Consider the following 23,151-nt stretch of genomic DNA (forward strand, 5'->3'; position numbering starts at 1 on the left):
TCCCCGAATAAGGAGGGCGGCGCCTTCCGGTGCCGCCCTTGCTTTCGTTTCCAGCGTCAGAAGTCCGAGAACTTCTTGCCTTCCGCGACGATCTTTTCCAGAAGCGCGGCGGGCTTGAAGTCGTCGCCCATCTGCGCCTGGAATTCCTTCATCTTGGCGAGCACCTTGTCCGCGCCGACCGTGTCGCCATAGAACATCGGGCCGCCGCGATAGACCGGGAAGCCGTAGCCGTTGATCCAGACGATATCGATGTCGGAAGCGCGGATCGCCTTGCCCTCTTCGAGGATCTTCGCGCCCTCGTTGATCATCGGATAGATGCAGCGCTCCAGGATCTCGTCATCCGAGATCTTGCGGCGGTTGATGCCCTTTTCGGCGGCGTAGTCGAGGATCATCTTTTCCACGACCGGCGAGGGCTTCGCGTTGCGGTTCTCGTCATAGTCGTAATAGCCTGCGCCCGTCTTCTGGCCGCGGCGGTCCATCTCGCAGAGGCGGTCGCGGAGCGTTTCGCCCTTCGACTTCTCCTTGTTCCAGCCGATATCGAGGCCGGCCAGGTCCGACATGGCGAAGGGGCCCATGGGCAGGCCGAAGTCGTAGAGAACGCGGTCCACGTCCCAGGGCATCGCGCCTTCCATGATGAGCTTCTGGGCTTCGCGCTGGCGCTGCGCCAGGATGCGGTTGCCGACGAAGCCGGGGCAGACACCGACCAGAGCGGCGATCTTGCCGATCTTCTTTGCAAGCTGCATGGAGGTTGCGATGACGGATTTCGACGTCTTGTCCGCGCGCACGACTTCGAGAAGCCGCATCACGTTGGCGGGCGAGAAGAAGTGGAGGCCGATCACGGCTTCCGGCCGCTTCACCGCCGTTGCGATTTCGTCGATGTTGAGCGCCGAGGTGTTCGTTGCGAGGATCGCGCCCTGCTTCACGATGGCGTCGAGCTTCGCAAAGACTTCCTTCTTCACGTCCATGTTCTCGAACACGGCCTCGATCACGAGGTCGCAATCGGCCAGATCGTTCATGTCGAGCGAGCCGGTGAGAAGACCCATCCGCTTCTCGACCTCTTCCATGGAGAAGCGGCCCTTCTTGGCGGAGTTCTCGTAGTTCTTGCGGATGGTCGCGATGCCCCGGTCGAGCGCTTCCTGCTTCGTCTCCACGATGGTGACGGGGATGCCGGTAGTGAGGAAGTTCATGGCGATGCCGCCGCCCATCGTGCCCGCACCGATGATACCGACCTTGTTGACTGGGATGATCGGCGTTTCCTTCGGCACGTCCGGCAGCTTCCAGACCTGGCGTTCGGCGAAGAAGACATGGCGCTGCGCGGCGGACTGGGTGCCCGTGATGAGTTCGCGGAAGAGCTTCTGCTCCACCTTGATGCCTTCGTCGAAGGGCAGGTTCACCGCCGCCTCGATGCACTGGATATTGTATTCCGGCGCAAGGAAGCCGCGCGTCTTGCGGGCAATGGATTTGCGGAATTTCTCGAAGATTTCCGGCTTGCCGCGGGCTGCTTCCACCTTGTCGTTCAGGTCGCGCACCTTGTTCAGCGGGCGCTTCTCGGCAACGATCTTGTTCGCGAAGGCGACCGCGCCCTCGCGCAGCTTGCCTTCCTCGGCCAGATCGTCGACGAGGCCCATTTCAAGGCACTGCTTCGCGCCGACATGTTGGCCGCTCGTCACCATTTCGAGGGCCTTTTCCGGGCCGACGATGCGCGGCAGGCGCTGTGTGCCGCCCGCGCCCGGCAGCAAGCCCAGGTTCACTTCCGGCAAGCCGCATTTGGCCGAGGGCACGGCCACGCGGTAATGGCAGGTCAGCGCCACTTCGAGGCCGCCGCCCAGCGCCGTGCCGTGGATCGCGGCGACGACGGGCTTCGAGGCGTTCTCGATCATGGCCTGCGCGTCGAACAGGCTCGGGCCCTTGGGCGCCTTGCCGAATTCGGTGATGTCCGCACCGGCGATGAAGGTCCGCCCCTCGCAGATCAGCACGATCGCCTTGACGTCGCTGTCTTCGAGCGCGGCCTTGATGCCGTTATTGATGCCTTCGCGAACCGGCGCGGAAAGCGCGTTCACGGGGGGTGAGTTGAGGGTGACGACGGCAATGCCGCCTTCCTTCTCAAGCGTGGTGACGTCGTTGATCGCTGTCATGGCGCTCCCTGCCTCTTTTCTCGTTCTGGATTAGGAATCCGTTTGTTGGCGGGGATTATAGCGGTGCGGGGCGACGGCGCCACCGGCAGGTATGTGCAATGGTGTTCGGGCTCCGGTCCGGGCCTGAACAGGCGGCCGGGCTGTGCTAGGGTCTGGCCCATGCCGGTTGCAGGCGGGGCCAGAAGTGTGAAGCAGCAAAAAGAGAGAGCGAGAGGCGAGGGCAGGGCAGTCGGACGGCCGCGCAGTGTCGAGGCACAGGCCTCCGCCGATCCCCGCATGGATATCATCGCCGCCGCCGCGCGCCTTTTCCGCGCCAAGGGTATTGCCGGCGCCTCGGTCCGCGAGATTGCCGCAGAGGCGGGCCTGCGCAAGGCCTCCCTTTATTACTACTTCCCCTCCAAGGAAGAGATCGTCTACGCGATGATCGAGGGTGTGCTCACGCCCGCGCTCGACATGCAGAAGAAGCTCGCGCGCACGGGGCTGTCGGAGGCCGCGCGGCTCTATCTCTATCTCCGCTTCGATGTGGAGATGCTGTGTGCCGCGCCTTACGACTGCACCTGGCTTCTTTCTCATGGCGATCTCAGCGATGCGCGTCTCGCGGCCCACTGGAAGGAGCGCGAGAAACTTCTCGTCTGGCTCCGTGCCCGGCTGCGAGAGGGGCAAGCAAAGGGCGAGTTCGCCGCCTGCGATGTTGCCACCGTCGCAAAAGCCATGCTTGCCGCTACGGAATATTCCGTCACATGGGCCGAGCGCGAAAACCGCAACGGCATGAGGAGGAATGCGGAGGAGGTCGCCTCGCTCCTCGTTCGCGGTGTGCTCGCGGAAGGGCGCTCTCTCGAAGAGGTAAAGGCCGAAGCGTCGCGCTGAAGCGCATTGTGTGACAGGGCAAAAGCCGAAAACGAGGTGCGGCGCCTTGCGCTCTGGATTCTTTCAGACAGCGCGATACATTGGTCAAAAGCCGCGATGGAGGAGAAAGATCATGAGTGACGAAAAGGTGGCAGTCGGGCGCGATTATACGCGCAGCAATGCGGAGCTTGCCGCCCGCTGGAAGATCGACGTCAACCGTGACCCGTATTCGATCCCTCTGGAAGAACTCGATCCCGCGCATGACGATCTTTTCGGTGCGAACAAGGTGCTCCCCTATTTCGAGCGCCTGCGGAAGGAAGATCCCGTTCACCTGAGCGAGACCGGGCCTTATGGGCGCTACTGGTCGATCACGAAATATGAAGACGTGATGTTCGTCGACACGAACCACAAGCTCTTCTCCTCCGATATGCGCAATGGCGGCATTCGCCTCGGCGGCGAACGTATCGAAGGCGAGCCCGATCCGCTCACCTATCTGCCCATGTTCATCATGGAAGACCCGCCCAAGCATGATGAGCAGCGCAAGGTCGTGCAGCCCATGTTCACGCCGCAGAACCTTGCCGATCTCGAACCGCTGATCCGCGAGCGCGCGGGGCAGATCCTCGACGCCCTGCCGGTCGGCGATGAATTCAACTGGGTGCGCGAGGTTTCGGTCGAACTCACGGGCCGCACCCTCGCCACGCTATTCAATGTGCCGCAGGAAGACCGCCACAAGCTCATTCACTGGTCGGACACGGTGGAGCGTATCGGCGACCCGGAATATTTCGAGACGCCGGAAGAGGCCTTCAAGGAGCTCTGGAACTGCTGGGAATATTTCGACGGCGTCTGGAAGGACCGTCTGGCCAATCCGGGTTCCGATCTCATTTCCATGCTGGCGCATGGCGAGTCGACCAAGAACATGCCGCCGAACGAATATCTCGGCAACATGCTGCTGCTCATCGTCGGCGGCAACGACACCACACGCAATTCGATCACGGGCGGCGTCCTCGCGCTCAATCAGCACCCGGATGAATATAAGAAGCTCATCGACAATCCGGGCATCATTCCCAATATGGTGTCCGAGATCATCCGTTGGCAGAGCCCGGTCGCACATATGTGCCGCACCGCAATGGAAGATGTCGAAATTCGCGGCAAGACCATCAAGAAGTGGGACAAGGTCGCGATGTGGTACGTCTCGGGCAATCGCGACGACGAGAAGATCGACCGTGCCAATGAATTCCTGATCGACCGCGAGGGTGCGCGCCAGCATCTTTCCTTCGGTTTCGGCATTCATCGCTGCATCGGCAATCGTGTCGGCGAAATGCAGCTCCGCATTCTCTGGGAAGAGATCATGAAGCGGTTCAAGAGGGTCGAGGTTACGGGCGATCCGAAATATCTCCGCTCGAACTTCATTCGCGGCATCACGGAGCTGCCCGTTACTGTCCGCGTGTAAGAGCGCGCGGCATTCCCGGTCTTTCAGGGCGGCGGGCGAAGAGCCCGCCGCCCTTTGCTTGACTCGGCTGCCTCTTCCATCCTAATTTCGACCGAACGGTTGAAATTAGGATAAGCCCATGCCTGCCTCGCTTGAAGGCCTTGTGGAAGAAGCGCGCGGCGCTGTCTTGCGCCCTCTGGCCGAAGCCTCCACGCTGCCGCCGGGCTTCTATACCTCCCCCGATATATTCGAAGCGGAATGCGAGCTTGTCTTCAGGCGCAACTGGGTCTCGGTTGGGCGCGCCTCTGAAATCCCCGATGCGGGCGATCGCTTTCGTATCGATGTCGCGGGCGAGCCGCTTCTCATCGTTCGCGGCAAGGACGGTGAGGTCCGTGCGCTGTCCGCCGTTTGCCGCCATCGCTGGATGCTGTTGGGGGAGGGGGCGGAAAGCGCGGGAACGATTTCCTGCCCCTATCACAAATGGACCTACGCGCTGGATGGCTCGCTCATGGCGGCGCCACTGATGGAAAAGGCTGAAGACTTCAAGCGGGAGGCCTGCGCCCTTCCGTCATTTGCCTGCGAGATATGGAACGGCTTCATCTTCGTCAATCTGGGCGGCGATGCCGCGCCGCTCGCCCAATCGCTTGTCTCTCTCGCGACCGAGTTCGCGCCCTGGAAGATGGACGAGATGGAGATCGTCGGCCGGATCGAGTTCGACCAGAGCTATAATTGGAAGGTGCTGGTCGACAACTTCATGGAGTCCTACCATCACTTCGCGGTTCATCCCGAAACCTTCGAGCCGAATTATCCAGCCGCCCTTTCCTATACGGAGGAGACGGGTGCGCCTTACGCGGTCGCGCGGATGCCGCACAAGGATGACGTGCTGGCCGAAACATTGTTCAAGCCGCTTGACGGGATTCCGGATCGCGCGCGGCGGAGCTTCTCCGTCTTCAATGTCTATCCCTCGATGCTCCTTGCCGTCCTTGCCGACAGTGTCATCTGGTACCGGCTCGAAGTCGAAAGCCTCGACCGTTTCAAGCTCACCATCTATCTCCTTGCTCACCCCGCCTCGCTCGACGTGCCGGATGCCGACGCGCTGAAGGCGTTTCTGCGCGAGGCCACCTGGCATGTTCACATGGAAGACCTGCCTGCCTGCGAGGGTGTGCAGCGGGGCCTCATGAGCGGGGCCGCGCAGGCGGGGCGCCTCAGCCATCTCGAAGGCGCTATCCATGCGCACCAGAAATGGCTCCTGGGTGAGTTTGGACGGGCGTAAAGCCCGGCGAAGCTGCCTGCTTCGTTCATCAGCGTTCAGTGCTACCTCAGCCTGCGAACAGACCGGCGGATTTTGCGGTGGCGCGGCCTTCCCCTGCCTGTGCTAGGTTGCGGCAAATGACATTTGCACAACAGGGAAGGGGCGTTTCAGCGCTCCTTGAGGGATTTGACCACCGATCAGCAAGGCGCCACCGGCGATATCGATGCCATCCGTAAAGGCTTCGAGACGCGCGGCTATATCTGCAATTCGCATATCGCGACCTCCATCTTCCTCGCGGAGAAGCTGCAAAAGCCGCTTCTCGTCGAAGGCCCTCCGGGCGTCGGCAAGACGGAGCTTGCCAAGGCGACCGCAGAGATGGTCGGCAAGCCCCTGATCCGTCTCCAGTGCTATGAAGGGCTCGACGAAGCCAAGGCGCTTTACGAGTGGAAATACGGCAAACAGCTTCTCTATACGCAGGTGCTGAAGGAGAAGCTTGGCGATCTCATGTCCGGCGCGCAGGGGCTTCAGGAGTCCATGGCCCGCCTGCATGACTTCGACGACACCTTCTTTTCGGAAGAATTTCTGGAGCCGCGTCCTCTGCTCAAGGCGCTCTGGCAGCCGGGCGGCGCCGTTCTTCTCATCGACGAAATCGACAAGTCGGATGACGAGTTCGAGGCCTTCCTGCTCGAACTTCTGTCCGACTACCAGATTTCCGTGCCCGAGCTTGGCACCATCAAGGCGCGCACCACGCCCATCGTCTTTCTCACCTCGAACAATACGCGCGAGATCGGCGATGCGCTGAAGCGGCGCTGCCTGCATCTCTACATTCCGTTCCCGGATACGGGCCTCGAACAGCGCATCATCGCGGCGCGTGTGCCGGAGATGGAAGTGCGCTTGCGTACACAGCTTGTCGCCTTCGTGCAGGGGCTTCGCCAGCTCGACCTGAAGAAGCTTCCTGCCGTCAGCGAGACCATCGACTGGGCACGGACGCTCGTTCTTCTTCATGCGCGCGAGCTCGATGCCGAACTTGTCCGCAACACATTGAACGTCCTCCTCAAGTTTCAGGACGATATCGACAATGTGGATGGCGAGGTGAACGCGCTGGTATCGAAAGCCTTGCAGGCGGGGTAGCGCCATGAGCGAAGTCCTCGGCGATTTCATCCGGGCGTTACGCGCCGCGGATGTGCGCGTCTCGACCTCGGAGTCGATCGATGCCGGCAAGGTGATCGATCTTGTCGGCTTCGACGACCGGGGGACGCTTCGCAGCGCGCTTTCGCAGGTGCTCGCCAAGAGCGAAGACGAGAAGCAGGCCTTCACGGAGACGTTCGACACCTTCTTTTCCTTCGAACAGTTCAAGGAACGCCCGCAAGCGGCAAACGAAAACGACGAGAGCGAAAGCCGTGAGGCCGAGGAAGATGGCGGCGATGGCGAAGGGGGAGATCCTTCGCAGTCGGGCAGCGCTCCCATGCCCGGCAGCGGCGGCATGGGTGGCGAGCCGCAAGGTGAAGCTTCACCGGCGAATATGGACCTTGCCGGTCTTCTGGAGCGGGGCGATCAGGCCGAGCTTCAGATGGCGCTTGCGGAAGGTGCGCGTCAGGCGAACCTCAATCGTATCCGCCTCTTCACGCAACGGGGCATGTTCACGCGCCGTATCATGGAAATCATGGGGCTCGACGGTCTCAACGAAGAGATCGAGCGGCGCGAGACGTCCGGCAATGAAAAAGGGGCGGAGCGTCTCATCGAGGCGCGCGAGGAATTGCGTGGTCAGGTTCGCGACTACGTGGAAAAGCAGCTCGAAATTTTCACGGCGAATTCAGGCCGCCAGCTTCGCGAGGAAGTTCTCTCGCAGATGCGGCTTTCCAATGTCGATCGCTCCGACATGAAGATCATGCGTGAGCTGGTGCGCAAGATGGCCAAGCGGCTTATCGCGCTTCATTCGCGCCGCAAGAAGGTCGCCCGGCGCGGTACACTGGATGTCCGCCGCACCATTCGCGCCAATATCGAATTTGACGGTCTGCTTTTTCACACCATCTGGAAACGCACCAAGGTCGACCGTCCGAAGGTGATGGCGATCTGCGACGTGTCGGGTTCCGTCGCGCAGGTGTCGCGCTTCCTGCTCATGTTCCTCTACAGCCTGCAAGAGGTGCTGCCCGATGTGCGCAGCTTTGCCTTCTCCGGCGATCTTGGCGAGACGACGGATCTCTTCAAGCGTGAGAAGCTTGAAAAGGCCCTGACCGAAGTGCTGCGCGATTTCGGTGGCGGCTCGACGGATTACGGCCGCGCTCTCGAAGATTTCGAATCTCTCGCCATGAACGATATCGACCATCGCACCACGGTTCTCGTTCTTGGCGATGCGCGCTCCAATTATGGGGATCCGCGTTCGGACATTCTGAATCTGGTTCACGCGCGCGCCCGGCGCGTCATCTGGCTGAACCCCGAGCCGCGCTCCATGTGGAACTCGGGCGACAGCGAGATGCGCCGCCTCTCGCCCTATTGCGACAAGGCCGTCACCTGTTCTTCACTCAAGGATCTGGAGCGGGTCGTCTCCGAGCTCCTTCGCAGCGCCGTCTGATACGGCCATTTTCCGGGGATTATTCCGAGGCGGGGAAATATCCGCCTTATGTGACGTTATGATGACGTTTCAATGACGGTCGACCCATATCTAGGCAAGTAATCCCCGGCCCGCTAGACTTCGCGTCTCATTATGGAGCAGCCGGGGGGCCTTCCATCAGGCACGTCTGCTGCAAGTCACAAGGCATCTCCGGTCGCGGCAGAGCCTGGGGCTGTGCCGTAACGGATCAATGATTCAGTCGCGTTTGAGTTCGGGGGCAATATGGCGGGGCGCGCCATCGCAAAATTACAGAGGGAAGAAGCGCGGCGGGTTGCCTGTGCGCTCGTGCTTTCTCTGCCTTTCGTCATCCTCTGGTGGGCTTGCGCGCATGCGGAGCCGATGCGGCTCACGCCGCCTTCTGTTGAAAGCGCGGTTCTGAAGCGCGACGTTCCGCAGGAAGAAGCACAGGCCGTTGCGCCTGTGCCTGCGCCTGTCGAAGCGCAACCCGCGCCGCCTGTTATTCGGCAGAAGCAGAAATACAATGTCGTCGTGTTCGGCGACTCGCTGGGCGACGGGTTGTGGGCGGGGCTCTACCATGTTCTGCAGAAGGATAAACGCTTCAACGTCATCAAGAAATCACGCGTTGCGACGGGATTTTCGCGTCACGATTATTACGACTGGAACAAGGCGGCGCACGAGATCGCAGCGGAAACGAAGATCGACATTGCCGTGGTCGTGATGGGCACGAACGATCGCCAGCCGATCGTGCAGGACGGTCAGCGCCATGCGCTTTTCGATTCTGGATGGCGGGAAATTTACCGGCAGCGCGTCGATGAATTCACGGCGACGCTGAAGGCGACCGGCGCACCTGTTTACTGGATGGAAATTCCGGTGATGCGCAGTCCGCGCTTCGGTGGCGACATGCAAAAATTCAACGAGATTTTCGAAGAGCGCGCCGCCGCGAACGGCGTTACCTTTGTGAGGACAGATGGCCTCGCGACGGGTGCCGATGGCGGTTACACGGCCTATGGCGAAGATCGTTTCGGCCGCACACGCTTGCTGCGTGCGGAAGACGGCATTCATTTCACGATGGCCGGCTATGAACTTCTCGGCGATCGCATTGCAGATGTGGTGCTGGCCGATATCGAAAACGGTGCGCCGGTTGCCGCAACTGTGAAAGCGCCGCCGCCGGTTAACGAGACCGTGGTGTTGCGAGATGCCGGTGCGAATGCAGATACCGTTACCGCTTCCGCGGAAGACAAGCCGGAAAAGGCTGAAAGATATGACATGGCGGAGAGGCGGCCGGGCCGCTCGGATGACTGGCTCTGGCTCGGTGCAACGAACTGACCGGCTTTGGTTTTCGCTGCGGGCAGTTCTGGCCGCGCTCCTGATCAGCGTCTTCCCTGCCGCTTCCAGTGCGGCGTCTTGCGATGAAACGCGAGGACTGGAAAAATTCCACAAGGCTATCGAGGATGTAGAAGGCGGGTTGCGTAGCCGTCCGCTCACCATCCTGCATCTAGGCGATAGCCATATCGCGCTCGACAGCTTCACGCGTGGTTTGCGCAACCAGTGGGCCGGAATCTTCGGCAGTGCAGGGCGCGGGCTCATGCCCGGCGTTCCGTTTCGCTACTATGCGCCCGATGGTTTCAAACCCGAGATGAGCGGCAACTGGGATATCGCGTCGAGCCTTCCTGCGAATGCAACGGGCCCGTTCGGTATCCAGGGCTTCCGGGTAAGCAGCGCCGACAGGAACGCGGTCATGTCTGTGCATTCGGAGAGCGCAGTCTCGCGCGTCGTGATCGATGTTTACGGTACGCCTTATTCGGGTGCGCTTCTCCTGAAGCTCGGCGATGCCGCCACTCTCAAGCTGTCGACGAAGCGCGATGTTCCTGGCCTCGTTCAGCTTTCCGTTCCGGCGGCCAATGTGCATGAGGTTCGGCTCATGCCCGCGGGTACTGGCGACGTTCATGTGCTTGGCTGGAGCTTTCTTTCTTCCGTGTCGCCCGGTATGCGCTACGACAGTTTCGGTGTCGTCGCGGCCACTGCCAGCATTACGACGCGATGGGACAGGCAAACGGTGCGTGCGCAGATCGCGGCGATGAAGCCCGATCTCGTTATTCTGGGCTTCGGCACGAATGAAGGCTTCAACAACGGGCTTGATCTCGAAGCCTACAGGCAGCTTGCTGGCGGCTTCGCAGGCGAGATCGAGGAAGCAGCACCCGATGCATCTATCGCTCTGCTCGGCCCCTTCGACGGTGCGCGGCAAGGAACCGGGGAGGCCTGTGGCGACGGCTGGATGACACCGCCGAAGCTTGACGGCGTTCGACGCGTGTTGCGCGATCTCGCGGCGGCGCGTGGCTATTTCTTCTGGGATGGCGGTGCGGCGATGGGCGGGCGTTGCGCGGCCAATGAGTGGGCGAAGGCCGACCCGCCGCTCATGTATGCAGATCGCGTCCACCTGCGCCCGGCAGGGGCGGAGCAGCTTGCCAGCGCGCTATGGACCGCATTGAAGGGGCAGGAAAGACGGGGCAGCTCATGTACTCGGGCCGGCGACCAGGGTTAACCATAAAGACAGGCAGAGATTGAGCTTTCCGGCTTCAGCGGGGATGATGCGGTCAATGCCGTCATGCCCCCCTGATGGTTAGTTTGGGCGACATATGCGCGAGTAGTAAGCGCGTGAGTGACGGGGCGGCATGCTATTTCCGACCATCGAGTTCGGCATATTCTTTCTGGTCGTTTTTGCGGCCAGTTGGGCCGTGCGCGGTATGCCGGAAGTGCGCAAGCTTTTCCTGTTGGGGGCGAGCTACTTCTTTTATGGCTGGTGGGATTGGCGTTTCCTCGGCCTTCTTTTCCTGTCAACTCTGATCAACTATCTCGCGGGGCTTGCGCTGGAAAAGACGGAACGTGTAGGCCTCCGCAAGTTCGTTGTCGGCGTTGCGGTTGTGGCCGGCCTTTCGATCCTCGGCTTTTTCAAATATTACGGCTTCTTCCTGGCGTCGCTTTCTGTGCTTCTGGAATCGGCAGGGCTTTCGCGCGACCTTCCCTTCATGCAGGTGATCCTGCCGGTCGGTATTTCCTTCTTCACCTTCCAGGGGATTTCCTATGTCGTCGATGTTTATCGCGGTCATGTGAAGGCGGAGCGTTCGCTGACGAATGTGATGCTCTACATCTCGTTTTTCCCGCAGCTTGTTGCTGGACCTATCGTGCGCGCTGCCGATTTCCTGCCACAGCTCCACCATCCGGTGCGTCTCACGCGCGCGCATATCGGTGTTGGCGTCGTCCTCATCCTGTCCGGGCTTTTGAAGAAAATGTTCGTTGCGAACTATCTTGCGACGGAACTTGTCGACCCTGTTTTCTTCGATCCAACGGCCGTTGGCGCACTTGATCTTCTCATTGGCATTTATGGCTATGCGATCCAGATCTATTGCGATTTTTCAGGCTATAGCGACATCGCCATTGGCGTTGCGGCGCTGCTCGGCTATCGCTTTCTCGAAAATTTCGACCAGCCTTATCGTGCGTCGAGCCTGCAGGATTTCTGGCGCCGCTGGCACATATCGCTTTCCACCTGGCTGCGCGATTATCTTTATGTGCCGCTCGGCGGTAACAGGCATGGCGAGGTGAAGACCTATCGCAATCTCTTCCTCACCATGTTTCTCGGCGGTATCTGGCATGGCGCGGCATGGACCTTCGTTTTCTGGGGCGCTTTTCACGGTTCGATGCTTGCCGTCGAGCGTTATGCGCGCCGTCAGATCGAGTTCTTTGCGCCGGCGGAAACCGCGCCCGGTGGTCTGATGACGGCGCTCGGAAACGGCGCTCAGCATCTCGTGGGGGTTGTCTGGACGTTTCATCTTGTCTGTTTCGCCTGGATATTTTTCCGTGCGGACAGTTTCGCGACGGCGGGAAGCTATCTCGCGGGGCTCGTGCGGTGGGGTGAGGCGAGCCAGTATGTTACACCGTTTCTTGTCTGGCTCATCTTCATCGCGATGATCTTCCAGTTCACGCCGCGTCATCTAGGACGCTGGCTTGCGAAGGGTGTCCAGCACCTTCCTTCGCCGCTGCTCGGTCTTCTTCTCGGTGGCGGTATCTGGCTCATCTGGGCAATCGCGCCCGAGGGCGTTGCGCCCTTCATCTACTTCCAGTTCTGAGGCGCGCCATGCTGGACCTCTTGCACAAAATCGAGCGTGAAATTTCCGGAGATCCCGAAGAGGTGAGCGAAGCCGAGCGTCTTGCGGCGCTGGAGTCGCGACGAAGCTTCCTGCGCATGCTTCAGGCGCTTGCGCTTGTGGTGGTGCTGCTGCTTTTCTTCAGCAGCGAACGGCTGGTGAGATGGGTCAATGGCTTCGAGGTCGGACCGGTGCAGGATGCGATTGTCTCGGTGTCGACGGATTGGCATTCGCTTATGGCCGATGCAGGGTTCACCGCGGCTGCCGAAACGGTACGCGCGGAACTTGACGAATTGCACGGCGCGGACTGGTCCGAACTGCGCCGCCGGATAGAGCGCGAGCGCGCCCGTACGCGCGATGGCGTACGCCTTCTTCGCGGCGCTGTTCCAGACGCAAAGAGTTAGGCGGCGTCGCGCAGCTGCTCGAAAAGATCAGCCGGATAAATGCTCTCGAAGGCTTTGATGCCGTGATGCGCGCGGATATCGGCGATGGAACGGTGCCATTCGTTCTCCCATTCGATTTCCATGAAGAACGGTGTGGTGCGCCCGTGCTGCCAGGCTTCCATGATCACTTGCATGACGACGGGAAAGGCCTCGGGCACGTTGAACAGGGGCGAGGCCGCTGCTGTCGCGATCAGCATAGCCGAATAGTTGTGGTCGAATTGCGCGAGCGAAAAGGCGGAGATGCCGACTTCCTGAAGCATGGTCGTGCGGTATCCGGCCATCATGTGCCACACATCGTGCATCTGCAGGATGCGGACGTTGAGGTAGCGCAGGGCAGGCGGCATCGCATTGATGGTTGCATCATCCCGGTCGAGAACTTCGAGATGGAAATCGTTGTCGACAATCAGCCGGTAGATGTCGTGTCCCAGCGATCCTTCCGGTTGCTGGCCAAGGGTCTCCAGGGTGATTTTTTCGGGTATCGGTCGCGTGGCGGCGTTTGCGGTGCCGGGATGGGCGATAGCGGCTTCCTCGGCGCGCGCGGTAAAGCTCGCAGGCAAGCTGGACGCGAAGGCTGCAATTCTCTCGGTCACTTCCTCGCCGCTCATATTCTCTTCCCGGCTGGAGAGGAACGCCCAGAACGCGTCCCAGAAGGCAGTGCCGGGAGGGTCAGCCTCGTCGAGCCGTGAGAGCATTAGGGCTTGCGCTGCCGGCGTTGCGGGTATGGCCGCAGCTTCGCCGAGCCAGCCCCTCGCGAGGCCATCGAGTGCCGCCATCGAGGCGCCCGGGTTGACGAAGGCGATGTGGGCAATGGCCGCTGCCACCTCCTGCATGGCAGCACTGTCGCCCGCCTTCGCGCGTTGGCCAAGGGTCTCGAGATCGGCGGACGTGATTCCGCCTTTTCCGAATTGCCTGGTCAGCTGCTCGAAGGCCTGCTGTTCTGCGGTCCGTTTCATCCCTGTTATCCCGTTTTGTGTTGTGGGTCAGGATAAACATAAAAGTGGACCAGAGTCTATTTTAAGTGAATGGCCGCGATGTCGTGTCTTGCGAAAAAAGCCCCCGTGAATTGCTTCGCGGGGGCTTCCTTTAGCGTGTTTCGCGCGGCGTCAGCGTGGAAGTCTCGTTTCCCCCATGAGGAACAGATCCACTTCGCGGGCTGCCTGGCGGCCCTCGCGGATGGCCCATACGACGAGGGACTGACCCCGGCGCATGTCACCGGCGGTAAAGACCTTGTCGACGCTCGATTTATAGGTTGCCGTATCGGCTGCGATGTTGCCGCGCGGATCGAGCTCGACGCCGAGTTCCTTCAGCATGCCTTCATGCACGGGATGAACGAAGCCCATGGCGAGGAGAACGAGATCGGCCTTGATCTCGAACTCGCTGCCTTCCATCGGCTGCATCTTTTCGTCCACGCGGATGCATTCGATAGCGGTCACGTGGCCGTCCTTGCCGATGATGCGGCGTGTCATCACGGCGAAGTCACGGGTTGCGCCTTCGGCCTGGCTTGACGAGGTGCGCATTTTCAGCGGCCAATCCGGCCAGGTGAGAAGCTTGTTTTCCTTCTCGGGCGGCGCCGGCATGATTTCGAGCTGCGTCACGGAGACCGCGCCCTGGCGGAACGAGGTGCCGATACAGTCCGACCCTGTGTCGCCGCCGCCGATCACGACGACATGCTTGCCGGTTGCGAGGATCGGCTCGACCTGGCCGATGGGCTCGTCGGAGACGCGGCGGTTCTGCTGTGGCAGGAACTCCATGGCGAAGTGCACGCCGGAAAGCTCGCGGCCCTCGACGGGCAGGTCGCGGGGCTTTTCGGAGCCGCCGGTCAGGATCACTGCGTCGAACTCGGCGGTAAGTTCCTTTGCGTCCTTGCCGGCGCCGATATGTGCGCCGTAGTGGAAGGTCACGCCTTCAGCTTCCATCTGTTCGACGCGGCGGTCGATCAGGGTCTTCTCCATCTTGAAGTCCGGAATGCCGTAGCGAAGGAGTCCGCCTGCCTTCTGGTTCTTCTCGAAGAGATGGACGTCATGGCCACGCCGGGCGAGTTGCTGCGCGGCAGCCAATCCCGCGGGACCGCCACCGACGACAGCGATCTTCTTGCCGGTCTTCTGTGCGGGAACCTGCGGAACGATCCAGCCTTCCTTCCAGCCGCGATCCACGATCGTGCATTCGATCGTCTTGATCGTTACGGGGGCGTCGGTCAGGTTCAGTGTGCAGCTTGCCTCACAGGGCGCGGGGCAGATGCGGCCGGTGAATTCCGGGAAGTTGTTTGTCGAATGAAGGTTGCGGCAAGCCTCTTCCCAGTCCGCGCGATAGACGAGGTCGTTCCAGTCCGGAATCTGATTGTTCACCGGACAGCCATTGTGACAATAGGGAATGCCGCAATCCATGCAGCGCGCAGCCTGGTTGCGTACCGCGTCTTCGGTGAGCGGGATCACGAATTCCTTGTAGTTGCGAACCCGGTCCGACGCCGGCAGGTACTTCCGGTCCTGCCGGTCGATTTCCAGAAAGCCTGTTATCTTTCCCAACACTTATTCTCCCGCTGCCACGGCCTGCGCGCTGTCCTGCGCGCGCTGCATTTCCTGAAGGGCGCGGCGGTACTCCACCGGCATCACCTTCCGGAACTTGGGCAGCATGGCCTCCCAGTTGTTCAGAATGTACTGCGCGCGCGACGAATTGGTGTAGTGCGCGTGGTTTTCGATGAGCTGGTGCAGGCGTTCCGCGTCGAATCGGGTCATGTCGCTCATCACATCGACCCGGCCATGACTTTCCAGGTCGCCCGTCTGGTGACGGTGACGCTCCATGAGTTCGAGCTCTTCCGTTACGGGTTCAAGGTCGACCATCGCAAGGTTGCAGCGCTGCTCGAACATGCCGTCTTCATCCAGCACATAGGCGATCCCGCCCGACATGCCTGCCGCGAAGTTGCGGCCCGTTTCGCCGAGAACGACGACAATGCCGCCCGTCATGTATTCGCAGCCGTGATCGCCTGTGCCTTCGACAACGGCAATGGCGCCGGAGTTTCGCACAGCGAAGCGTTCGCCCGCCACGCCGCGGAAATAGCACTCACCGCTGATGGCGCCATAGAGCACCGTGTTGCCGACGATGATCGACTTCTCCGGCACGATGTTGCATTGCTTCGGCGGATAGACAATGAGACGCCCGCCGGAAAGCCCCTTGCCGACATAGTCGTTCGCTTCGCCTTCGAGTTCGAGTGTCACGCCTGCGGCAACCCATGCACCGAAGCTCTGTCCGGCCGTGCCTGCGAGCTTCACATGGATCGTGTCGTCGGGCAGGCCCGCATAGCCGTAGCGCTTCGCGATCTCGCCCGAGAGCATGGCGCCTGTGGTGCGATCGGTATTACGGATGGGCAGTTCGATCTTGACGGGCTTGCGATGTTCGATCGCGTCCTGCGCCTTTTCGATCAGCGAGCGGTCCATGATGTCATGGATCTTGTGGTCTTGGGCTTCGCAATGATGGATTGCGATACCTTCGGGCGCGGACGGCTTGTGGAAGAGCTTCGAGAAGTCGAGCCCCTTTGCCTTCCAGTGCTTCACGACCTTGCTCTTGTCGAGCATCTGCATCTGGCCGGTCATCTCGTCCATCTTGCGATAGCCCATCGCCGCCATCAGCTCGCGCACTTCCTCGGCGACGAAGAAGAAGTAGTTGATGACATGCTCCGGCGTGCCGACAAAGCGCTTGCGCAGTTCAGGATCTTGCGTTGCGACGCCAACGGGGCAGGTGTTCAGATGGCACTTGCGCATCATGATGCAGCCCGCCGCGATGAGCGGGGCGGTGGCGAAGCCGAATTCATCCGCGCCGAGAAGGGCGCCGATCACAACGTCGCGACCCGTGCGCAGCCCGCCATCGACCTGGACGGCAATGCGGCCACGCAGACGGTTCATCACGAGCGTCTGGTGCGTTTCGGCGAGGCCGATTTCCCAGGGGGAGCCTGCATGCTTGATCGAGGTGAGCGGGGAGGCACCCGTGCCGCCTTCGAAACCCGAAATCGTCACATGGTCCGCGCGCGCCTTTGAAACGCCGGCCGCAACCGTGCCGACGCCAACTTCCGAGACGAGCTTCACGGAGATGAGCGCGTCCCTGTTGGTATTTTTCAGGTCGAAGATAAGCTGAGCCAGATCCTCGATCGAATAGATGTCATGGTGCGGGGGCGGGGAGATAAGGCCCACACCCGGTGTCGAGTGGCGCACCTTGGCGATTACCGCGTCCACCTTGTGGCCGGGAAGCTGACCGCCTTCGCCGGGCTTTGCGCCCTGCGCCATCTTGATCTGGATCATGTCGGAGTTGACGAGATATTCCGTCGTCACGCCGAAGCGGCCGGAGGCAACCTGCTTGATCGACGAGCGCATGCTGTCGCCGTTCGGCAGGGGCTTGAAGCGATCGACCTCTTCGCCGCCTTCGCCCGTGTTCGAGCGGCCGCCAATGCGGTTCATCGCGAGCGCCAACGTCGTATGCGCCTCGCGGCTGATTGAGCCGTATGACATGGCACCGGTCGCAAAGCGCTTCACGATTTCGGCGGCGGGTTCGACCTCGTCGATGGAGACGGGCGCGCGGCCGTCATCCTCGGCGCTCTTGATGTCGAAGAGGCCGCGGATCGTGAGAAGGCGTTCGTTCTGTTCGTTGATCTGGCGCGCGAAGGCCCGGTACTTGTCCTGGCTGTTGCCGCGGACGGCGTGCTGCAAGTCGCGGACACTGTCGGACGTCCAGGCGTGGTCTTCGCCACGGATGCGCAGCGCGTATTCGCCACCCACATCGAGTGCGTTCTTGAGCACAGGCGCGTCCGAATAGGCGAGGCTGTGGCGCTGGAAGGTTTCGCGCGCGATTTCTTCGATCCCGACACCCTCGATCATCGAGACGGTACCGGTGAAGTAACTGTCGCAGAAGCGCGTGGAAAGGCCTACGGCGTCGAAGATCTGGGCGCCGCAATAGGACTGGTAGGTCGAGATGCCCATCTTGGACATGACCTTGAGAATGCCCTTGTCGATGGCCTTGATGTAGCGCTTCTCGGCTTCCTTCTGCGTCAGCCCTTCGTCGAGCTGCGGCAGCATTTCCGCGATGGTTTCGAATGCAAGATAGGGGTTGATCGCTTCGGCGCCATAACCCGCGAGGCAGCAGAAGTGATGCACTTCACGCGCCTCGCCCGTCTCGACGACGATGCCGACCTTGGTGCGCAGGCCCTTGCGGATCAGATGATGATGGACGGCCGATGTGGCAAGCAGCGCCGGAATGGCGATGCGGTCGGCCGAAATCAGCCGGTCCGACAGGATCACGATGTTGTAGCCCTGATCGACCGCTTCTTCCGCGCGTTCGCACAGGCGCTGGACCATTTCGGCCATCTCGCCTTCGCCGCGCTCGGCTGCGAAGGTCATGTCGAGCGTCTGGGTGCGGAAATGATTGTCCGCGACTTCGCCGATCATGCGGATTTTTTCGAGGTCTTCATTGGTCAGGATCGGCTGGCGCACTTCGAGGCGCTTTACCGAGGACATGCCTTCGAGGTCCAGCAGGTTCGGGCGCGGGCCGATGAAGGAAACCAGCGACATGACGAGTTCTTCGCGAATCGGGTCGATCGGCGGGTTCGTCACCTGCGCGAAGTTCTGCTTGAAATAAGAGTAGAGCGACTTCGACTTCGAGGAGAGGGCGGAAATGGGCGTGTCCGTCCCCATGGAGCCGATGGCTTCCTGTCCGTCCATCGCCATCGGCGTCATCAGGAACTTGATGTCTTCCTGTGTGTAGCCGAAAGCCTGCTGCGTATCGAGCAGCGAGCCGTAACCGGGCTTCGTCATGGAGCCGCGCGGCGAAGGCATCTCTTCAAGCTGGATCTGCGTTGCGTTGAGCCATGCCTGGTAGGGATGAAGCTTCGCGAGATCGGCCTTCACTTCGGCGTCGGAGATAATCCGGCCTTCTTCGAGGTCTATCAGAAGCATCTTGCCCGGCTGAAGCCGCCACTTCTCGACGATCTTGTCTTCCGGCGCGGGCAGCACACCCATTTCGGACGCCATCATCACGTCGCCGTCGTCGGTGACGTAATAGCGGGCAGGGCGCAGGCCGTTGCGATCGAGGGTGGCGCCGATGTGACGGCCGTCAGTAAAGGCGACGGCGGCCGGGCCGTCCCACGGTTCCATCAGGGCTGCATGATATTCGTAGAAGGCGCGGCGCTCTTCATCCATGAGCGGGTTGCCCGCCCAGGCTTCGGGAATGAGCATCATCATCGCATGGGTGAGCGAATAGCCGCCCATGACGAGGAGTTCGAGCGCGTTGTCGAAGCAGGCCGTGTCCGACTGCTCGTGAACGGCAATCGGCCATATCTTCTTGATGTCGTCGCCGAGAAGCTCCGACTCCATTGTCGCATAGCGCGCCGCGAGCCAGTTCACGTTGCCGCGCTTCGTGTTGATCTCGCCATTGTGGCAGATCATGCGGAAGGGGTGCGCGAGGCTCCACGTTGGAAAGGTGTTAGTTGAAAAGCGCTGGTGGACGAGGGCAAGTGCCGTCGTCATTTCCGGGTCCGACAAGTCCTTGTAGTACTGACCGACCTGCGCCGCCAGCAGCATGCCCTTGTAGACGATGGTGCGCGAAGAGAACGAAGGAATATAGAGTTCCTCCGGTACATGGCCTTCTTCTGCCAGCAACGTATTGAAAATGCGCTTGCGGATGACGAAGAGCTTGCGTTCGAACGCGTCCCGGTCGGCGCAATCCGGCGACCGTGCGACGAAAACCTGCATGTGATAGGGCTCGGTCGGGATCACCGACTCACCCAGATCGGAATTATCGACGGGCACGTCGCGCCAGCCGAGAAGGGCCTGCCCTTCCTCGACAATAATCTTGTTCACAAGTTCGACGATCTTCTGGCGTGCGCCTGCATCCTTGGGCAGGAACAGCATGCCGACGCCATACTGCCCTTCCTCGGGCAGTTCGATGCCGAGCTTGTTCGTTTCCTTGCGGAAGAAAGCGTCCGGCATCTGAATGAGAATGCCCGCGCCGTCGCCAGCCTTCGGGTCCGCACCGACGGCGCCGCGATGCTCGAGATTCTCGAGAATCTTCAGGCCGTCCTGAATCATCTTGTGGGATTTTCGGTTGTGGATGTTCGCAATGAAGCCGATGCCGCATGCATCGTGTTCGTTACGGGGGTCATAAAGACCCTGCGCCTCGGGCATACCCGCCACGCGCTGGGCCGGGAACCGGCTCATGTCTTCCCGCTTCTGCGTCATACCATCCCATCCTTCACCCGGACCTGCATCGCCGGTTTACGCTTCGGCGTTCGGCACAGGTCACTTCGACGTCTTCAACTCTTCGGCCCGCGCGCCTCCCTTCCCCCTGAGCCCTTCCGGCCGGAGCCCCGATTCCTCGAGGCGGGGGACGCTAGCGAGCCGCACGCGTTATCGCAAAGGCCCCTGCCGAAATTTCCGGCAAGACTGATCACCGCTGGACCGCTTTTGCAGTCCGCTTTCGGCATGCGCGGAAGCCAACGCCGCCTGGCAGCTTGCTGGCACTCTTGCATACCCTTGCAGTGCCGCCATCACCGACGGAGCTTTCTGCTGGGTGCTCCCTATTGCCCGGAGCACAGGCTACAGACGGCTGGACCGCAAGCGTTTTCGGTCAGCCAATCGTGCCGGGAAAGCGTTACTTCCCCAGCAGGCGGAATATGCCAAACCCGCTTCCTTGAATCAAGCAAATAAGACAGGAATGCTGACCTATAATTGAGAATCGCTCGCAATATGGAGCAGCGCCAGATTCTGGCGGTTTTGCCGGGCCTTGGCCTCTGTCATGCTGGTCATAGAACCAGAATAGCCCGCCTGCCGATATAGGGGCACATAATAAAAAGGGAGAAGCGGCATGCTCAGCAGAATCGACAGGATACAGCTCGCAGTGCCCGATGCGCCGGCAGCGGCCAAGGGGTGGGTCGAGCTTCTGGGGGCCGAACTTGCGGGGCAGGACCGGATAAACGGGCTTGGTGCGATACGGCATCGGCTTCGGGCCGGTACCGGCTTTGTCGAGCTTTTGGTGCCCGATGGGCCGGGGCCTGTCGCCGACGCTGTGGCAGAGCGGGGTGCACATCTATACGCAGCTGGTGCCGCAACGCCGGACCTCGGCGCTCTCGCCGCCCATCTGAAGGCGCGGGGCATCTCGCCGCTCGCGGAAGCCGGTCAGTTCCATCTCACCGAACAGGATACCGGTATCGACGGGCTTCGCATGGTCCTGAGTGCGGATGAGGCACTGCCGCAGGTCGGCGACATCGACTTTTTTTATGAGGCGACGATCCTGTCGGATGACACGGCGGGCATCACGCGGAAGCTCAACGCACTCTTTGGCCTCGATGAGCGTAACTATACCGAGATCGTATCGGAGGTCTTTGGCTATCGGGGCACGCTCACGCTTTTCGAAAAGGACAAGCTTCACCGGCTCGAAGTGATCGAGCCGACGGTGTCCGGCACCACGATGGACCGTTATTTCCGCAAGTTCGGGCAGAGCCTTTACATGGCCTTCGCGGAAACTAAGGCTATCAACCGCATCGCGGAGCGAGCGGCTGCTGCCGGCGCGGGCTTCACGCTCGACCGGCCGGAGGACCGCCCGGCGCATCTTCCCTCCGATCAGCTCTGGCTCCATCCAAAGACGCTCGGCGGCATGATGCTCGGCCTGTCGCGGCCCAGTATGGCATGGTCCTGGTCCGGCCATCCCGAGCGCGTCGAAGCGGTCGCCTGAGTTTCGCGCCGCTGGGCTTCTCGCGAAGGGCGAGCTTCGCTACCATCCGCCCTTCGCGCAAGGAGGCGTCATGGATTTCACTAGCGACAATGCGTCGGGCATCGCGCCCGAAATTCTGGATGCGCTGGCCTGCGTCAATGTGGGTACGGCCTCCTCTTATGGCGCCGATGAGGTTACGGCTCGCCTCAAGGCACGGCTCTCGGAAGTCTTCGAGCACGATCTCGACGTTTTTCCAGTCGTTACAGGTACGGCGGCAAATGCGCTCGCGCTCGCGACGCTGACGCCGCCGCATGGCGCGGTTCTGTGTCACGAACTGGCGCATGTTCATGCCGATGAATGCGGCGCGCCGGAGATGTTTTCCGGTGGTGCGAAGCTTGTGCCCGTCGGCGGTGCAGGGGCCAGGATTGATGCGGCGTTGCTCGTTGCGGAACTGGCGAAGCTGCCCGCTGGCAATGTCCACAATGTCCAGCCTGCGACGCTCACACTGACGCAATCGACGGAGCTGGGTGGCGTCTACACACCCGACGAGATCGCGGCGCTGGCCGCTATCGCTCGCGAGCGCGACATGCATGTCCACATGGATGGCGCTCGCTTTGCCAATGCGCTGGCGTCGCTCGATGTCTCGCCTGCCGAGGCGACATGGAAGGCGGGCGTCGACATCATGTCTTTCGGCGCGACGAAAAACGGTGCTATGGCTGCCGAAGCCGTGATCGTCTTCAATGCAGGCCTCGCCCGCGATCTGGCCTTCAGGCGCAAAAGGGCGGGGCACCTTCTTTCCAAGATGCGGTTCATTTCCGCGCAGCTCGAAGCCTATATCGAGGATGGGCTCTGGCTTCGTCTGGCGGCGCATTCAAACGCCATGACGGCGCGGCTTGCGGCCGGGTTGCGAAGTTTCCAAGGCGCGGAACTTCTCGTCGAGCCGCAGGCAAACGAGATATTTCTTCGCCTCCCTGTTGTGACCTTGAAGCGGCTTCGTGATGAGGGTGCCCGTTTCCACCCGTGGCCGATGCCGGGCGATGACCGGGCGGTGCGCACTGTCCGCCTCGTCACTTCCTTCCAGACGACGCCTGAGGAGGTTGACCGTTTCATTTCGGTCGCATCGGGCTGACTGTCTTTTAAGGTTCGTTAAGCGCAATCCCATAGGCTCATCCTCGCGAAATCGTGCGTTCGGCACCGAGCGGGGATTCATGGCCTTTCCGAAGGACGACAAGACACCGGAATTTGAAAGCCTCATTGCGCAAGCAGAGGCTGCGGTCGAAGCATTGCGCGACACCTATCGCCAGCAGCTTGTCGCCGATGTCGAGGAACTCGGCGCCATCTGGACCCGATACGAGGAAGGTGCATCCGTCGAGGAAACGCTGGAAGCGCTTCATTCCATCGCCCATAACATCAAGGGACAGGGCGGTTCTTTTGGCTACGATCTCGTCACCGAAATCGGCGCGTCCTTCTGCGACTATCTGCGCAGCGCCGACCGCCGGACCACGGAAGAGCTAAACATCGTCCACATGCATATCCGTATGCTGAAGACTGTGTCGGATCACGACATTTCGGGCGATGGTGGAGACGTCGGGCGCCGGATTGTCGAAAAGCTTCGGCTGCTCACGGGTCATGCAGAAGACTGAA

Annotated in this window: 16 protein-coding genes; 12 read left to right on the forward strand and 4 right to left on the reverse strand. The window is 61.1% G+C overall.

Translation table 11 applies throughout. The features are described from left to right. Window positions 1-56: 56 nt before the first annotated feature. Complete coding sequence (locus ABJO61_RS00985) at window positions 57-2,126, reverse strand: 3-hydroxyacyl-CoA dehydrogenase NAD-binding domain-containing protein (RefSeq protein ID WP_348323687.1); 2,070 nt, start codon at window positions 2,124-2,126, stop codon at window positions 57-59. Between the two features lie 285 nt (window positions 2,127-2,411). Here ABJO61_RS00985 and ABJO61_RS00990 point away from each other — a divergent pair, with 285 nt between their 5' ends. The 9 genes from ABJO61_RS00990 to ABJO61_RS01030 all read left to right on the forward strand — a co-directional run bounded on the left by ABJO61_RS00990 (window position 2,412) and on the right by ABJO61_RS01030 (window position 12,780). Beyond that, a complete protein-coding gene (locus ABJO61_RS00990) occupies window positions 2,412-3,002 on the forward strand; it encodes a TetR/AcrR family transcriptional regulator (RefSeq protein ID WP_348323595.1) in 591 nt (196 codons plus the stop codon). A gap of 112 nt (window positions 3,003-3,114) precedes the next feature. Continuing rightward, window positions 3,115-4,431, forward strand: coding sequence for a cytochrome P450 (locus tag ABJO61_RS00995; protein WP_348323597.1), 1,317 nt, complete (start codon window positions 3,115-3,117; stop codon window positions 4,429-4,431). 118 nt (window positions 4,432-4,549) lie between these two features. Further along, window positions 4,550-5,683 (forward strand): SRPBCC family protein, encoded by a 1,134-nt coding sequence (locus ABJO61_RS01000; RefSeq protein ID WP_348323599.1) that lies wholly within the window; start codon window positions 4,550-4,552, stop codon window positions 5,681-5,683. Window positions 5,684-5,848: 165 nt separating this feature from the next. After that, window positions 5,849-6,793, forward strand: a complete 945-nt coding sequence (locus tag ABJO61_RS01005; protein WP_348323689.1) for a MoxR family ATPase — start codon at window positions 5,849-5,851, stop codon at window positions 6,791-6,793. Between the two features lie 4 nt (window positions 6,794-6,797). Then, entirely contained in the window at window positions 6,798-8,234 is a 1,437-nt protein-coding gene (locus ABJO61_RS01010) for a VWA domain-containing protein (RefSeq protein ID WP_348323601.1), read from the forward strand. A gap of 261 nt (window positions 8,235-8,495) precedes the next feature. Beyond that, window positions 8,496-9,560, forward strand: coding sequence for a DUF459 domain-containing protein (locus tag ABJO61_RS01015; RefSeq protein WP_348323603.1), 1,065 nt, complete (start codon window positions 8,496-8,498; stop codon window positions 9,558-9,560). Continuing rightward, on the forward strand, window positions 9,529-10,776 hold the full coding sequence (locus ABJO61_RS01020) for a GDSL-type esterase/lipase family protein (RefSeq protein ID WP_348323605.1): 1,248 nt from the start codon (window positions 9,529-9,531) through the stop codon (window positions 10,774-10,776). Before ABJO61_RS01015 ends, ABJO61_RS01020 begins: the two co-directional genes overlap by 32 nt. Window positions 10,777-10,906: 130 nt before the next feature. After that, window positions 10,907-12,358, forward strand: a complete 1,452-nt coding sequence (locus ABJO61_RS01025; RefSeq protein ID WP_348323607.1) for an MBOAT family protein — start codon at window positions 10,907-10,909, stop codon at window positions 12,356-12,358. Between the two features lie 8 nt (window positions 12,359-12,366). Then, the gene (locus ABJO61_RS01030) at window positions 12,367-12,780 is read left to right on the forward strand and encodes a hypothetical protein (protein ID WP_348323609.1); all 414 of its coding nucleotides are present in this window, start codon (window positions 12,367-12,369) and stop codon (window positions 12,778-12,780) included. On the opposite strand, the gene ABJO61_RS01035 is transcribed toward ABJO61_RS01030, so the two are convergent. The 3 genes from ABJO61_RS01035 to gltB all read right to left on the reverse strand — a co-directional run bounded on the left by ABJO61_RS01035 (window position 12,777) and on the right by gltB (window position 20,036). Beyond that, window positions 12,777-13,772 carry a Coq4 family protein gene (locus tag ABJO61_RS01035; RefSeq protein ID WP_348323611.1) on the reverse strand — a complete coding sequence of 332 codons (996 nt, stop codon included), beginning with the start codon at window positions 13,770-13,772 and terminating at the stop codon, window positions 12,777-12,779. The genes ABJO61_RS01030 and ABJO61_RS01035 overlap by 4 nt on opposite strands. Before the next feature lie 150 nt (window positions 13,773-13,922). Continuing rightward, window positions 13,923-15,341, reverse strand: coding sequence for a glutamate synthase subunit beta (locus ABJO61_RS01040; protein WP_348323691.1), 1,419 nt, complete (start codon window positions 15,339-15,341; stop codon window positions 13,923-13,925). A gap of 3 nt (window positions 15,342-15,344) precedes the next feature. After that, a complete protein-coding gene (gltB, locus tag ABJO61_RS01045; RefSeq protein ID WP_348323612.1) occupies window positions 15,345-20,036 on the reverse strand; it encodes a glutamate synthase large subunit in 4,692 nt (1,563 codons plus the stop codon). A 625-nt stretch (window positions 20,037-20,661) separates the two neighbouring features. On the opposite strand from gltB, the gene ABJO61_RS01050 reads away from it, so the two are divergent. The 3 genes from ABJO61_RS01050 (at window position 20,662) to ABJO61_RS01060 (ending at window position 23,150) form a co-directional block, all read left to right on the forward strand. Then, the gene (locus tag ABJO61_RS01050; protein ID WP_348323614.1) at window positions 20,662-21,528 is read left to right on the forward strand and encodes a VOC family protein; all 867 of its coding nucleotides are present in this window, start codon (window positions 20,662-20,664) and stop codon (window positions 21,526-21,528) included. A gap of 70 nt (window positions 21,529-21,598) precedes the next feature. Continuing rightward, the gene (locus ABJO61_RS01055) at window positions 21,599-22,636 is read left to right on the forward strand and encodes a beta-eliminating lyase-related protein (RefSeq protein ID WP_348323615.1); all 1,038 of its coding nucleotides are present in this window, start codon (window positions 21,599-21,601) and stop codon (window positions 22,634-22,636) included. Between the two features lie 79 nt (window positions 22,637-22,715). Further along, window positions 22,716-23,150 (forward strand): Hpt domain-containing protein, encoded by a 435-nt coding sequence (locus ABJO61_RS01060; protein ID WP_348323617.1) that lies wholly within the window; start codon window positions 22,716-22,718, stop codon window positions 23,148-23,150. Window position 23,151 lies beyond the last annotated feature (1 nt).

The sequence above is a fragment of the Parvibaculum sp. genome (assembly GCF_039973015.1).
Classification (GTDB): domain Bacteria; phylum Pseudomonadota; class Alphaproteobacteria; order Parvibaculales; family Parvibaculaceae; genus Parvibaculum.